Below are 12,415 nucleotides of genomic sequence, written 5' to 3'. Positions count from 1 at the left end.
ACAAGGCGACGTCTTGAAGAGAAATACGTCACTGGTTCGAGAATCCGTATGGAGGAAGCACTCTCATGACATACCCCCAAGACCCGCAGGGCGGCTACTACCAGCAGCAGCCCCAAGGGGGTTACCCGCAGCAGCCGGGCTATCCCCCGCAGGGCGGCATGACCACACCGGTTGCCGGGCAGCAGTACAAGGGGTTCTTCTCGTCGTTGTTCGACTTCACGTTCAAGAGCTTCGTGACGCCGAAGGTCATCCAGATCTACTACGTCGTGGCTCTGATCGTGATCGGCCTCGCGGGCCTCGGCATGCTGTTGTCGTTCCTGATCTCCGGTGAGCCGGTCCTGATCATCATCGGAATCATCGTCGTTCCGCTCGTCATCTTCATCTACCTGCTGCTCGTCCGCATGGGTTTGGAGCTGGTCGCGAACATCTTCCGGATCGGCGAGAACATCCAGGCGATGCGGGACCGCGCCGACGGCAAGTAACACGGAAAACAAGCCAGGGGCACGCCGTCGCGGTGACTACGTGCACGCCTGGGTATCGACTGGTTGCGTTGTCAACCGACCAAGATCCATGACCGGCTGCGCCTCCTCCATCGTGAGGGCGTAGCCGGTCTGCGGGTCGTCGACCGCAGCGGCGAAGACGACTCCGACGACGTCCCCGTCCTCGGACAACAACGGCCCGCCCGAGTTTCCGCTTCGCACCTCCGCCCGCAACGCGTACACCTCGCGGGTGACGTCATCGGCCGCGTAGATGTCCGGCCCGAAGATCGCCCGCTGTTCCCGCACCCGTGACGGCGTCGCCGTGTACGGCCCCCCATGCGGATAGCCCAGCACGATCGTGTCGTCGCCCGCCTCCGCCGGGATCGCCCGCACCGGCAGCGGCTGTGCCGTCAACCCGGGCACGTACAGGACCGCCAGGTCCCGATCCTCGTCGAACACGACGACCCGCGCCTCCAGTACTCCCTGCTCCGTCTCGACGGCCACCGTGTCGGTGCCCGCGACGACGTGCGCGTTCGTGAGCACGAGTTCGGTGTCGTAAACGAAGCTGGATCCCTCGATGTGCCGTTCGCACTGCGGCGCCTCACCCAGGACCTTCAGGACGGAGCCGCGCGCCGAAGTCACCACCGGTGAACCGGCCAGTTCCGGGTCGGGCGGGCTGACCGGCCGCACCTCGGTCGGGTCGAGACCGGAGAACACGTCGGGGAACTGGTTCGTGTCGACGGAGTCGCGCAGCGCGTTGTAGATGGAACGGACCGAGTCGGGCATCGTCTCGTCGACGGCTCCGACGATCGCGCTGTTGCGCACGGCCGCCGCCACTCCTGGCAGACCGGAGGACGCGAGCGGCGCGGCGACCATCCACGCGACCAGGAGCACTGCGAGAACGGACACCATGGCGCCGCCGACCTCGTCGACCCGGCGCAGTCCGTTGTTCTTCAGTCTGGTGCGGAGCTTGAATCCGAGGAGCGACGCTCCCCATTGGCCGAGCGTCGCGAGTCCGAACACGATCAGGAGCGCGACGATGACGCGTGCCAGCGGCGCGGTCACCGCCTCCACAACGGGCGGAGCGAGCTGAACTCCGACGACCGCGCCACCAAAGAAGCCCACAAAGGACAGAATGCCGACGATGAAGCCTTGACGCAGACCGTTGATCGCGAACATCAACGCCAGCCCCACGATGACGATGTCCACGAGGATGCCGCCACCCATAGCGCCTCCGCTCCCACCCAATCGAACGCTTCCAGAGTACGGGCGTTGTCACGCGTCCAGGTCGACGACCCGGCGTGGGTTCCATGGACGTTCCCAGCCGCCGAGGCGCAGGACCGTCGCGAGGACGCCGCCGGTAAAGCCCCACACGAGCATGTCGGGCGTGACGAAGGCGGGACCGACGTAGCCGCTCGGGTGGCGAACGGAGACGCGGTTCGCGGGGTCGGCGAGTCGGTGGACGGACAGGTTCGCCACGAGCGAGACCTCCGCCGGTTGTCGCGCCGTGACGGTGTGCGGCGCGTGCCACCACGCGAGCACCGGGGTCACGCGGAAGTTCGTGACGCCGATCCACAGTTCCGGCAGGGTCGTCACCACCGTGACCGTCGCGGGGTCGAGCCCGACCTCCTCATTGGCCTCTCGCAGCGCCGTCGCGGTGAGGTCGGCGTCGGCGGGTTCGACACCGCCGCCGGGAAAGCTCGGCTGGCCGGGGTGATCACGGAGCGTGTCGGCGCGTCGCATGAGGAGCACGGTCGGGCCGGCGTCGCCCTCGGCGAGCAGGATCAGGACCGCGGACCGGCGTCCGCCCTCGGCGGGTGGCAAATGCCGGGTGATCTCGTCACCCCGGATGTTCGCGGCGCGGGACGCAAGTGGATGCCACCAGGCGGGCAGCGGTGTGTCGGTGATCGGGCGGGCGTCGGTCACGGCGTCATCCCCAGGTGTTCCTCGACTGCCGCGATCAGGTCGTCGGCCGTCAGCGTCGCGTCGGTGAAGCGGGCGACGGTGTCGCCGTCGCCGTCGATCAGGAAGGTCGCCGGGAGCGTCGCCAAACCCTGGGAGCGCATCACGTCCCCCCGTTCGTCCACAAGCGATGGAAAGGTGAGGCCGACGTCTTCGGCGAAGTAGCGCGCGGCCTTCGAGTTGTCCTGGGTGTCGACACCGAGGACGTCGATGCGGTCGCCGAACAGGCGATGGAACTCGGTCAGTTCTGGCGCCTCGGCCACGCAGGGGCGACACCAGGACGCCCACAGCGTCACCAGCAGGGGTCGACCTTCTGCGACGCCGATCTGCCGCGTCTCGTCGCCGCCGAGGCACGGCAGTTCCATTCCCTCGAAGTCCGTGGCGGGCACGACCTCACCGCTGACTCGGCAGTCGACGGACCACGACGGTTCGGGCGTCGGCGGCTGCGCGGCGGGCTCCGAGCCGCACGCCGCGAGCGTCGCGGCGAGCACGATCGCCACCATCAGGCGCAACCTCATGCCCGGATCCCCGCCGCCTCGGCCAGTTCCACCACGCGAGGGCCCTTCAACAGCGCGACGGCGCGGTCCGGGTCCATGGGGCCGGTTCCGACCGCGGGGCACCACCGGGCGACCGTGCAGGCGCCGCACGCGGGCTTGCGCGCGTGGCACACCCGCCGCCCGTGGAAGATCATCCGATGCGAAAACATAGTCCATTCAGGATGTTTGATGAGTTCGTTCAGGACCCGCTCGATCTTCACCGGGTCGGTCTCGTCGGTCCAGCCGAACCGGTGGGACAGGCGGGCCACGTGGGTGTCTACGGTGATGCCCGGAACCCCGAACGCGTCCCCGAGGATCACGTTGGCGGTCTTGCGCCCGATACCGGGCAGCTTGACGAGTTCCTCCATGGTGCGCGGGAGCTCGCCGTCGTGGTCGGCGAGTAGAGCGTTCGACAGACCGAGGAGGGACGTCGTCTTGTTGCGGAAGAAGCCGGTCGGCCGGATCAGTTCCTCGAGGGTGGCCCGATCCGCCGCCGCCATCGACGTCGGGTCGCCGTACCGGGCGAACAGGGCGGGGGTCGTCGCGTTCACGCGCTGGTCGGTGCACTGCGCGGAGAGTATCGTCGCGACGGCGAGTTCGAACGGCGTCGAGAAGTCGAGTTCGCATCGCGCGTCGGGATGCGTTTCGGCGAGGACCCTCGCGATCTTGCGCGCGCGTCGTTTCAACGCGAGCGGAGAACGGTCGGCGACGGGCTGTTGACGAGACTGGGAGGTCACGTCTTCACATTACGTCCCCCACCGAATCTGTATCCAACCTGTTATGTAGACCTATCCGCCGATGTGATGTGCTAGGGCCACCGTTACGGTGTCGCCCGAGAACGTGATGGGGGCCTGCCTCTAGAGAGGGCGTGTTAGCCAATGTGGGAACCCGCGACCGGCATCGAGCACCAAATGCGAGACGCGCTGCGCGCCGGTCGCCAGGAGGAGTACTTCCAGCTGCTGGCCGGCTTGGAACTGCTGTTGCCCGTGTCCGACGACCAATCCGCCTACTCCACCGAGCCCGACACCTGGGCCACCTGGTCCACCGAAGAACGCACTCACGTGCTGGCCTTTACCTCGGAGCAGGCGTTGCACGCCTGCCTGAAGTCGCACGCCGGACGGTATCGGCGTGCCAATTTCGCGTCGCTGTCGGAGACCTGGCCGGACGCCGAGTGGTGGCTCGCCGTGGACCCGGGTCTGCCGATCGAGGGCTACCTGCCGTCCTGGTTCGTCACGCAGATCGCCCAGGGCGACACCTCGCTGCCCGACGCCGATCGCGCGGCGGGCATGTCCGCGCCGACGCAGCAGCCGGGGATTCCCGATTGGCGGGCCGAGGCCGCGGCCACCGCGTGGCCCGCGCCGCCGCCGATGGACGGCCCACCGGCCGGGCTCCTGCCCGAGCCGAACGCCTCCCTGGCCGATCGGTACTCGGTTCTGCCGACGCGTCGTCCGACCGCGGACGCCGCCGAATCGGCCGGTTTCGAGCCCGCGGGAGGCTTCGGTCCGCCGCCGCCACAGGGTTTCGACGGGCCGATGCCGACCCGGCAGTCGACGTTCGACTCCGAGCGTCCGACCCACGACTCGGCACCCCCGAGTTATCCCCCTCCGTCGAGTGAGGACGCGTACGGTTGGGACGCCCCGGCCGAGTACCCGCCCGCGCCGTCCTACGCACCACAACAGGAGGCGGCCTACCCGCCGCCACCGGAGCACGATTCGCGTCTGCCCGCCGTCGTCGGGAGCGTTCAGGCGTCCCCCTGGCTGGACGAGGCGGAAGCCGAGTCGAGGCTGGCGTCGTCGGCCGCGACGGGCGACACGGAGTCGTTCCTGCACATCCTGATGCGGTCGTGGGCGTTCGTCCCCCTGGGTGACGAGGGCGCGCCCGCGGTGCGCCCGGGCGAGCCCGGTTTCCGCTGGCACACCGATCTGATCGACGGCGCGTACACGGTCACGGCGTTCACGTCGCCGGCCCGGCTCGCGGCCCGGTACGGGGACCGTCCGTTCGTCAAGACGACGTTCTCGAGGGTCGCGTCGCAGTGGCCCGGCCTGGAGTACTCGCTGTACGTCAACCCGGGCACCGAGGTCGGGGCGAACATGCCCGGCCCCCAGGTGACGACGCTGTTGACGTGGGCGCGGACGCAGGGCCTCATCGAGTTGGCTCAGGCGATGGAGCGGCAGGCGGAGTCCGAGGCCGGATCCGCCCCGATCGCCCTGACCAGTCCCGAGTGGATGCAGAAGATCGTGCCGCACCACCAGGTGAAACTGATCCTGGAGCGCGGCTACGACCGAGTCGCGGGCTTCGTCCACCGGTTCGCCGACGTCGAGCACGCGACGACGCCCGCGGCCCTGTACGACGCTCTCGGGCTCGTCCGCACGGATGGGCGTTTCGCGATGACCGACGGCGAGGTGCATGTCCTCCGGTGGGTCGGTTACTGCCACGACCTCTACCAGGTCGCCTACGGCGCCAACGATTCGCAGAGCCTCTCCCAGACGGGTGGCTGGGTCGTCGAGGCACCGCCGTTCACCGGCACCGGATTCGCTCCGAGCCGCGACGGCTCCCGCACGACCGAGTACAAGGTCGACAGCGTGCGACTGCCGCACGGCGCCAGGATGTACCGCATCGGTGCGAACGGGTCCAGCGAGGAGGTCGCGTCCTTCGACGCCGACCGCCGCGAATGGATCCAGAGCCGGTTCGGGGCGGGCGCGTCGACCTGGGATCTCACCTCTTCGACACGGAGTCAGGAGCAGCAGCATGCGTGACGGATACGTCGCCCGATGGCGCGGTGTCGAGTACGACGCCAGCCCGGATGGAGCCCACGTACGGCTGTACGCCCCCGAGCCGGGTGAGGGCTTCGTCCAGGTCGCCGATGGCCGGTACCGCCGTGGCGTGCTCCTGGAGGAGTGCGAGGCGCTCAACTACGTTCGCACGACGTGCATCTGGCGCAACGAGCCGTTCTTCGTCCTCGGCAAGTTCGGGGACTGGCTGCGACTGGAGTACTGCGGCGGGAACGTCGAGATGGCGCACAGTCTCGGCCTGGAGCCGTACGACGTCGGCGTCTACCAGATCTGGGTGCCGGTCGCCGAGGCCGATCGCATCGAGGAACTTCGGGTCTGACCAGACATCACGACACCGGGCCACGACCTTCGTGGCCCGGTGTTCGCGTTCCCGCCTCGATCGCGCCGTCACACGATAGGACGATCCACTATCGACCTTCATTGAGTTCGACGCCGAGCGCTCTTCGCCGTATCGCCAGGTCGGCCGGGGCCGCGTAACGGGCGCTTCCCTTGCCCCACGCCCATTGTGCGTCGCTCTCTGTCTCGTACCCGACACTCGAATCACTGGCGCCCCGGATGCCTCGCCGCGATAGTGGAAGTACTGAAGTCTTTCCGCGACATCGAGGACCATAATGGACCAGCTGGCACCGGCGTCCGCCCGGCGACGGACCATCGACGGGTCGAGACTCACCGAGCCCGTTCACCCCACGTCATTCCACACCGTGCTCCGCGTCGGTGGTCGTCCATGAACGACATCATCGGGCTCGACCCCGCCGCGCTCCGCACGCACGCCGACAACGTAGCCAAATGCCATGCCGCGCTTCAGGAGTCGCTGGGCGCGAGCGCGGCGATCTCCGCCCTGTCCGACCAGGCGTACGGCCTGCTGTGCTCGTGGATCCCCCCGATACTCGAAGGTGTCCACAGTGAATTCGACACGGTCGTCGGCGAGGCGTCGACGATCCTGGCCGACATCGCCGAGACGCTGCGCGGAGTCGCCGACGACTACGAGGCGACGGACGGCGCCAACGCGGACCGGTTGCTGTCCGCCTCGACGGATCTCAGTACCGCGACCGACGGGCTCGCGTGATGAACGATCTCGTCGCACCCGTCCAGGACTCCACCACGTGGAGCACCGGCCTGTGGATGGTCGAGGACTTTCGACAACTCAAGGGCGACATCGAGTCGGGAAGCTGGGTCGACGCGACCATCGGCGGGCTCAGTGCCGGACTCGACATGCTCTCCGTGGCGGTCGATCCGCTCGGTTCGCTGATCTCCATGGCGGTCTCGTGGCTCATGGAGCACATTCAGCCGCTGAAGGAGGCTCTGGACGAGCTGACCGGTAACGCCGACGAGGTGAGGGCCTGCGCCGACACGTGGACGAACGTCTCGTCCGCGATACTCCAGGCCGCCTCGGACCTGGACACGGCCGTCGGCGCGGATCTCGGAGCCTGGCAGGGCCCCGCGTCCGATTCCTACCGGGACAACATCAGCGGGAACATCGAGGGCATCGGCGGGCTGGCGGGGGTCGCTGAGGTGATGGCCTCCGCGACGTCGAGCGCGGGCGTCCTCGTCGCCGCCGTGCGCGACATCGTCCGCGAACTGATCGCGGAGTGCGTCGGGTCGATCTTCAGCAAACTGCCCCGCTGGCTGCTGGAGGCCGCGACCCTGATCGGCATCCCCGCGGTCGTGGCCGAGGCGGCGATCCTGATCGGCAAGTGGATCGACCGGATCCTGACCTTCCTCGACGCGTTGCAGCTCAGCCTCGAAGCACTCAATCTGCTCGTCAGCGCATAAGGACAAAGGACACCCCCATGTGGACTGTCATGCGTATTCTCGCCCTCTTCGGATTCCTGATGACCCGAAAGCGCAAGCGCGACGACTCCCCGTCGGGCGGGAAGAAGAGCGCGCGCACCCAGCTCACGGACGCCAGGGCGTCACTCCAGCCGGTCCGGCAGCGGGACGGCTCCGGATCCAACTCCGGCAACAACACCAACACTCCGGACCGGAAGACCCCGCAGCAGATGCGCGACGACGCGCAGGCGATCGCCGAGGGTTTCCGCACGGGCAAGAACGACCAACAGGCGAACATGAACTACAACGGCAAGACCGTCGTCACGATCCAGGACGCGGATGGGAGCAAGTACTACACCGTGAGTTCGAACAACACCTCTCCCGAGGCCCGCCGGATCGCGGCCGAGCTGGGCTACACGCGCATCAGCGGAAGCCAGTACATCGCCAAGGTGAAAAACGGCGACCCGGCGGATCAATGGCACGCCGAACACATCGCGATCAACGCGAAGGACGCGGGAAAGATGACACCCCCGATCGACATCTCTCCGCACCGGAGGCCGTGCGACAGCTACGGAAACACGAACAACCAAGGTTGTGGCGACCGGGCCGCGAACGATCCCGATGTTAACCTGGTCGGCTGGTAGCCGGAAACCGAAGGGACAACGCGCATGTACCTGTGGGATTACGAGATGGAGTCCTATAAGGATGAAATCGACCGGCTTCGCGGCCTACCTCGACTCGCGGTCGTCGTCAACGCGATCGACTGGACGGTTCGGACCTTGGACCCGCCGATCGACGACACCGAATCGGTCGACTTCATTCAGTCCACACTGAACTATTGCCGGACGGCGCTCGACGCGGGCAACGCCAGCCCCGTTCTCACGCCCGACATCGAGTCCCGCATCACCCTGTACTCCGACTCCAAGGGTGGCGAAACGGGTGTGCCGAACCTGTTGGACGCGCTGACGGGCTGCTTCGGCTACGGCGAGGACAGGATTCGCACGCAGGCGGTGTACGACGCGCTATCCGCGTGTTACGAGGCCGCTCTCCTCATCGAGGCGGAACGGCTCGGCGCCGACATCGACCTCGACTTCGAACGCCTAAACGACCGCTGCCACCAGGTGATCGACCATCAGAAGGGCCTCATCGACCGAGCCTGATCCGGTCTCGCCGCCGACACCCGAGGATCGACGACGCGGCCGAACCGGATCCCCGACCCGGTCCCCACGTGCGGACCGCCGTACGCGGCGACCCGCCGGATCGAGTCGGGATCACCCCGGACGCCCCGCAAGGCTCGGCTCGAACAGGCGATCCGATCCCGCGGCAGGCGAACTCGGCGATGTCTCGTTCCACTGGGCGCCGCCATTCCGGTCGGATTCGAAAAGCCGCCGACGTCCATGTCTCACGATGCGCGGCGAGCGAACGGTGCCGGAACCGGACCTCCGGCGATGGCCTGACCCGCGCTCGTCGACTGTCGACGGCCGAGCCGCGACTTCCGATCGGCGTCCCGGATGTGAGACGCACCGTGGCGCGCGAACGCCCGGATCGACCTCTCCGGGTCAGTGAAGTAGCCGCGTCCTCGGATGCGGTTCTCTCGTGCCGGGCGGCGAGCGCCGCAACGATCGGCGTCCGACGACAAGCGCGGACTGGTCGATGGCTCACATTCGTCGGACCCGACGTCCCCCCGCCCGTTGCCGAGGGGCGTACGGTGCCTGACATGAGCGAGTTGCGTCGTCCCCGTGTGGGGCACATCCAGTTCCTGAACTGCGTGCCGATCTATTGGGGCCTCATGCGGTCGGGCGCGCTCATCGACGTGGACCTGACGAAGGACAACCCGGACAATCTCAACGACATGCTCGTGGCCGGTGATCTCGACATCGGACCGATCAGCCTCGTCGAATACCTGCGCCATCACGAAGAGCTGTTGCTGCTACCGGGCCTGGCGGTCGGCAGCGACGGCCCCGTCCTGAGCGTCCACATCATCCATAAGGGTCCATTGTCGGAGCTGGACGGTCGACCCGTCGCGCTCGGATCGACGTCACGCACCGGCGCGTTGCTCGCGCGGCTCCTGCTGGAGCAGCGCCACGGCGTCCGGCCCGAGTTCTACCGCTGCCCGCCGGACGTCCCGCGAATGATGCGGGAGGCCGACGCGGCCGTCGTCATCGGCGACGTCGCGCTGCGCGCCCTGTACGAGGCCCCCCAGCAGGGCCTGACGGTGACCGACCTCGGCGCCGCGTGGCGCGATTGGAGCGGCCTGCCGATGGTGTTCGCCGTGTGGGCGGCCCGCCGCGACTTCGCGGCCGCGCATCCGGGCCAGGTGAAGGACGTCCACGAGGCGTTCCTGCGCTCGGTCGCGCTGTGCTTGACGGAGCTCGACGAGGTCGCCGAGGCGACCGCCCGCTGGGAGCCGTTCGACGCCGCGACACTCGCCGGATACTTCCGCGCGCTCGACTTCTCGCTCGGCGACCGCCAGCTGGAGGGCTTGCGCGCCTTCGCCGCCCGCGCCGCCTCCATCGGCGAGACGCCCGCGCTCCCGGCGGACGGACCCCTCCTGTTCACGGGCTGACACCTCCGAACGCCTGGACCGGAGTCGGGTCGATCGTCGTCGATCCGGACGAGACGTCGCCGGAGACCGGGCGGCTGTCGGAGAGCGAGGTGACGTCGCGCTGATCCGTCGACGTGATTCTCTGAACTTTCGATCATGGGCCGTGACGCTGAAAAGCGTTGCGGCCCATCGTTTGTGTTCGTGTGAACCGACGGCCCGGAGACCTGGTGTTACACCTGTTTGCGTAGCGGCCGCGTTTCTGTAACACTTACGGGGTGTACGGAAACGACATGGTGTTGCCCGAGGAACCGGGGGCGCGCAGCCTGCTGGACCAGGTCGCCGAGGCCGAACGTGATCTGATCGCGGCCTCGCGCCGCGCCGCGCCGTCATCCGACGACCTGGAGTACTTCGACGCGGTGATCGCCGACGACGGCAAGATCGAACCGCGCGACGTCATGCCAGAGGCCTACCGGAAGACCCTGATCCGGCAGATCGCGCAGCACGCGCATTCGGAGATCATCGGGATGCAGCCGGAGGGCAACTGGATCTCCCGCGCGCCTTCCCTCGCCCGCAAGGCGATCCTGCTGGCGAAGGTCCAGGATGAGGCCGGCCACGGCCTGTACCTGTACGCCGCCGCCGAGACGCTGGGCGTGGATCGTTCCGACCTGTACGAGCAGCTGCTGTCCGGTCGGCAGAAGTACTCGTCGATCTTCAACTACCCGACGGTGACGTGGGCGGACGTCGGCGTGATCGGCTGGCTCGTGGACGGCGCCGCGATCGTCAACCAGGTTCCCCTGTGCCGCTGTTCCTACGGCCCGTACGCGCGCGCGATGATCCGGGTGTGCAAAGAGGAGTCGTTCCATCAGCGGCAGGGCTTCCAGTCGCTGTACGTCCTCGCGCGGGGCACCCCGAAGCAGCGTGCGATGGCGCAGGACGCCGTGAACCGCTGGTGGTACCCGTCGCTGGCGATGTTCGGCCCGCCCGATTCCGATTCGACACATTCCGAGCAGTCGATGGAATGGAAGATCAAGCGGTACTCGAACGACGAGCTGCGACAGAAGTTCGTCGACATGACGGTCGAGCAGGCGAAGATCCTCGACCTGGAACTGCCCGACGCGGACCTGACATGGAACGCCGAGCGCGGTCACTACGACTACACCCAGCCGGACTACGACGAGCTCATGCGCGTCATCAAGGGCAACGGCCCGTGCAATCGCCAGCGGATGGCCTCGCGCCGTTCCGCCGTCAGCGAGGGCACATGGGTGACGGAAGCGGCGAAAGCTTACGCGGTCAAGCAATCCGAGCGAATGGAGACGGCCGCATGAGCGCCGACAACCCCACCGTCGACGTCACTCCCCTGTGGGAGGTCTTCGTGCGACCCCGGCGCGGTCTGTCGCACACGCACGTCGGTTCCCTGCACGCGGCGGACGCCGAACTGGCTCTGCGCAACGCCCGTGACCTGTACACCCGGCGTGAGGAGGGCGTGTCGATCTGGGTCGTCCCGGCCGCGCGAATCACCGCCTCCAGCCCGCAGGAGAAGGACGCCTTCTTCGATCCGGCCGCCGACAAGATCTACCGTCATCCGACGTTCTACGAGATGCCCGAAGGGGCGAAGCACATATGACGACGGTGGAGGCCGTGCTGCGGCTCGGCGACGACGCGCTGATCGCCTCGCAGCGACTCGCCGAGTGGACGTCGCGGGCGCATGATCTGGAAGAGGACATCGCGCTGTCCAACATCGCCCTGGACCTGCTCGGTCAGGCCCGGGCGTTGTTGACGTACGCGGGCGAACGCGAGGGCTCGGGCCGCGACGAGGACGACCTGGCCTATCTGCGCGACGAACGTGAGTTCGTCAACTGCCAGCTGGTGGAACTGCCGCGCGGAGACTTCGCGGTGACGATCGCGCGCATGCTGTTCCTCTCGGCGGCCCTGCGCCTGCGCTACGAGGCCCTGGCGGACGGGGCGGACGAGACGCTCGCGGGGATCGGGGCGAAAGCGGTCAAGGAGATCGCCTACCACCTCGATCACGCGGCCATGTGGACCGTCCGATTGGGAGACGGCACCGACGAGTCGCACGAGCGAGCGCAGAGCGCGGTCGACGAACTCTGGCCCTACACCTTCGAGTTGTTCGAGGACGACGAGGTCGACCGGGACGCGTGGTTGTCGATCGTGGACCCGGTGCTCGCGGCCGCGACACTGACACGTCCGTCTGATGAGGACGCCCGATTCCGCCCCACCGGTGGGCGGCAGGGGGTGCACACCGAGCACCTGGGCTATCTTCTGGCGGAGATGCAGCATCTTCACCGAAGTCATCCGGGGGCGAAGTGGTGA

At 67.8% G+C, this 12,415-nt stretch carries 15 protein-coding genes; 11 read left to right on the top strand and 4 right to left on the bottom strand.

All coding sequences use genetic code 11. The annotated features are described in order from the left end of the window. The first annotated feature begins 65 nt into the window (after window positions 1–65). Window positions 66–482 (top strand): DUF4282 domain-containing protein, encoded by a 417-nt coding sequence (locus ACM9NP_RS06115; protein WP_415645605.1) that lies wholly within the window; start codon window positions 66–68, stop codon window positions 480–482. Between the two features lie 36 nt (window positions 483–518). Here ACM9NP_RS06115 and ACM9NP_RS06110 read toward each other — a convergent pair whose 3' ends face one another. From ACM9NP_RS06110 to nth, 4 genes are read right to left on the bottom strand one after another with little or no spacing between them, the layout of a single operon-like run. Further along, window positions 519–1,706 carry a MarP family serine protease gene (locus ACM9NP_RS06110; protein ID WP_415645604.1) on the bottom strand — a complete coding sequence of 396 codons (1,188 nt, stop codon included), beginning with the start codon at window positions 1,704–1,706 and terminating at the stop codon, window positions 519–521. A 48-nt stretch (window positions 1,707–1,754) separates the two neighbouring features. Beyond that, window positions 1,755–2,387: an NUDIX hydrolase gene (locus ACM9NP_RS06105; protein WP_415645641.1), complete on the bottom strand. Its 633-nt coding sequence runs from the start codon at window positions 2,385–2,387 to the stop codon at window positions 1,755–1,757. 14 nt (window positions 2,388–2,401) lie between these two features. Further along, window positions 2,402–2,959: a TlpA family protein disulfide reductase gene (locus ACM9NP_RS06100; protein ID WP_415645603.1), complete on the bottom strand. Its 558-nt coding sequence runs from the start codon at window positions 2,957–2,959 to the stop codon at window positions 2,402–2,404. Beyond that, entirely contained in the window at window positions 2,956–3,714 is a 759-nt protein-coding gene (gene nth / locus ACM9NP_RS06095) for an endonuclease III (RefSeq protein WP_415645602.1), read from the bottom strand. The genes ACM9NP_RS06100 and nth overlap by 4 nt, the downstream gene beginning before the upstream one ends. Window positions 3,715–3,888: 174 nt before the next feature. Between nth and ACM9NP_RS06090 the strand changes: the two genes are divergently transcribed. From ACM9NP_RS06090 to paaC, 10 genes are all read left to right on the top strand, one after another. Continuing rightward, window positions 3,889–5,733: an SseB family protein gene (locus ACM9NP_RS06090; protein WP_415645601.1), complete on the top strand. Its 1,845-nt coding sequence runs from the start codon at window positions 3,889–3,891 to the stop codon at window positions 5,731–5,733. Next, a complete protein-coding gene (locus ACM9NP_RS06085; protein WP_415645600.1) occupies window positions 5,726–6,088 on the top strand; it encodes a hypothetical protein in 363 nt (120 codons plus the stop codon). Before ACM9NP_RS06090 ends, ACM9NP_RS06085 begins: the two co-directional genes overlap by 8 nt. A 405-nt stretch (window positions 6,089–6,493) precedes the next feature. Next, entirely contained in the window at window positions 6,494–6,835 is a 342-nt protein-coding gene (locus tag ACM9NP_RS06080; RefSeq protein ID WP_415645599.1) for a type VII secretion target, read from the top strand. Continuing rightward, window positions 6,835–7,542 (top strand): WXG100 family type VII secretion target, encoded by a 708-nt coding sequence (locus ACM9NP_RS06075; protein ID WP_415645598.1) that lies wholly within the window; start codon window positions 6,835–6,837, stop codon window positions 7,540–7,542. Before ACM9NP_RS06080 ends, ACM9NP_RS06075 begins: the two co-directional genes overlap by 1 nt. Before the next feature lie 17 nt (window positions 7,543–7,559). After that, the gene (locus ACM9NP_RS06070; RefSeq protein WP_415645597.1) at window positions 7,560–8,183 is read left to right on the top strand and encodes a hypothetical protein; all 624 of its coding nucleotides are present in this window, start codon (window positions 7,560–7,562) and stop codon (window positions 8,181–8,183) included. Window positions 8,184–8,207: 24 nt separating this feature from the next. Further along, complete coding sequence (locus ACM9NP_RS06065) at window positions 8,208–8,699, top strand: hypothetical protein (protein WP_415645596.1); 492 nt, start codon at window positions 8,208–8,210, stop codon at window positions 8,697–8,699. Window positions 8,700–9,256: 557 nt separating this feature from the next. Continuing rightward, window positions 9,257–10,105: a menaquinone biosynthetic enzyme MqnA/MqnD family protein gene (locus tag ACM9NP_RS06060; RefSeq protein ID WP_415645595.1), complete on the top strand. Its 849-nt coding sequence runs from the start codon at window positions 9,257–9,259 to the stop codon at window positions 10,103–10,105. Between the two features lie 254 nt (window positions 10,106–10,359). Beyond that, window positions 10,360–11,409: a 1,2-phenylacetyl-CoA epoxidase subunit PaaA gene (paaA, locus tag ACM9NP_RS06055; RefSeq protein WP_415645594.1), complete on the top strand. Its 1,050-nt coding sequence runs from the start codon at window positions 10,360–10,362 to the stop codon at window positions 11,407–11,409. Then, window positions 11,406–11,708, top strand: a complete 303-nt coding sequence (gene paaB, locus ACM9NP_RS06050; RefSeq protein ID WP_415645593.1) for a 1,2-phenylacetyl-CoA epoxidase subunit PaaB — start codon at window positions 11,406–11,408, stop codon at window positions 11,706–11,708. The genes paaA and paaB overlap by 4 nt, the downstream gene beginning before the upstream one ends. Next, window positions 11,705–12,415 carry a 1,2-phenylacetyl-CoA epoxidase subunit PaaC gene (gene paaC / locus ACM9NP_RS06045; protein WP_415645592.1) on the top strand — a complete coding sequence of 237 codons (711 nt, stop codon included), beginning with the start codon at window positions 11,705–11,707 and terminating at the stop codon, window positions 12,413–12,415. Before paaB ends, paaC begins: the two co-directional genes overlap by 4 nt.

The organism is Stackebrandtia soli, assembly GCF_965137155.1.
Taxonomy (GTDB): domain Bacteria; phylum Actinomycetota; class Actinomycetes; order Mycobacteriales; family Micromonosporaceae; genus Stackebrandtia; species Stackebrandtia soli.
This window is presented reverse-complemented; position numbering and strand designations above follow the sequence as displayed.